At 67.2% G+C, this 1450-nt stretch carries 2 protein-coding genes; one reads left to right on the top strand and one right to left on the bottom strand.

Annotated features, from left to right (window positions below; genetic code table 11):
- Positions 1–509: DMT family transporter (locus GXB81_RS31095; RefSeq protein WP_205991219.1), on the top strand; the 509-nt coding region annotated here is incomplete at its 5' end.
- Between the two features lie 221 nt (positions 510–730).
- On the opposite strand, the gene GXB81_RS31100 is transcribed toward GXB81_RS31095, so the two are convergent.
- Positions 731–1450 (bottom strand): L,D-transpeptidase (locus GXB81_RS31100; protein ID WP_205991220.1); only part of this gene is annotated, 720 nt, incomplete at its 5' end.

Genomic DNA, 1450 nt, shown 5'->3' on the forward strand with positions numbered 1-1450 from the left:
TGAGCGGCATGGCGCTCGGCCTCGCCGGCGTCGTGCTGGTGCTCGCGCCGAAGCTCGCCGCGGCGACGCCGCCGACGCACGGCAACGCGCCCGCGTGGCTCGTCGTGCTCGTGTCGATCGTCGCGGTTGCCGCGATCACGGCGGGGACCCTGTTCCAGAAGACCTCGCTCGCGAGAACCGACATTCGCAGCGCGAGCGCGGTGCAAAACATCGGCGCGGCAAGCGTCGCGGGCATGCTCGCGCTTGCGCTCGGCGAACATCGCTGGATCGCCTCGGCGACGCTATGGGTCTCGCTCGCGTGGGGTGTCGTGATGCTGTCCGGCATCAGCGTGACGCTGCTCGTGTGGATGGTCAGGCGCGGCGACGCGGCCCGCGCGACCGCGCTGATGTTTCTCGCGCCGCCGCTTGCCGCGCTCGAAGGTTATCTGGGATTCGGCGAGACGCTGTTGCCGGTGCAGATTGCCGGATTTGCCGTGGCGCTGGTGGGCGTGGTGCTGGCGCGGTCGTGAGATGCGGCTGCGCGGCGCCGAAACCATCCGCACGGCGATGCGGACCACGATGCACCCCGCCGCGCCGGCGGGGCGACGGCACGGCAACACAGCAGCACGGCGCAAGAAAACGACAATAGGGCGCGCCGTGCCCTGATAAAGGCCAGCAGCGAAAAAACCGAGCGCCGCCTCAATGCATCAACTCAATGCATTCATTCAATGCATCAACTTACTGCATCGCCTCAATCCGCCGTATCGGCATGTGCCGGCATCTTCGCGCGCGCACTCGCGCCCGGCGCCGGCGACCACGCCGGACGCCCCTTGCGCTGCGAATCGACGACGACGATAAAACGCCCCGCCCACGGCATGATCTGCCGATCGCTTTTCAGCACCCACAGCGATTTGCCCGAATCGACGAGCGCCGCGTATTCGGCATCGAGAATGCCGTAGTGATCGAGAAACGCGTTGAGCGACGCGGGAATCCGCACGCAGCCCTTCGAATGGCGGATGCCGAGCAGCGGTTCGAGCCGCTCGGGATCGGTCGCGTGCATCTGGAAACGCATCTGCGAGATGCCGCCCTTGCCCCAGCCGCGCTCGCCCTGCGCCCAGCCGAGATCGAAGATGCGCATGTCGCGCTTGCCGTAGCCGCGAATATGGTTTTCGTTCTGCGTGCCCTCGGAGCGGAAATCCATGTTGTCGGGTGTATGTTCGAATACGCCAAGCGGCGTGATGAAGTGGTCGTATTCGCCGGGCCGTCCGGTCGAGACCGGCGACGCGCCGATCATCTCCCAGGCGTCGCCCGGCGTCGCGCGAAAATAGATGAAGAGCGCCTGCACGTTGGCGTTGCGATCGACCAGCACGACGTATTCGCCCGACAGGCTGCCGAGCGCGTGAGCATCGAGGGCCGCCGCGAGCCGATCGGCGTACGCGCGCTGCTCGGCGGCCGGCACCTTGAGCCGGCG

Source organism: Paraburkholderia sp. Ac-20336 (genome assembly GCF_017105025.1).
Classification (GTDB): Bacteria; Pseudomonadota; Gammaproteobacteria; order Burkholderiales; family Burkholderiaceae; genus Paraburkholderia.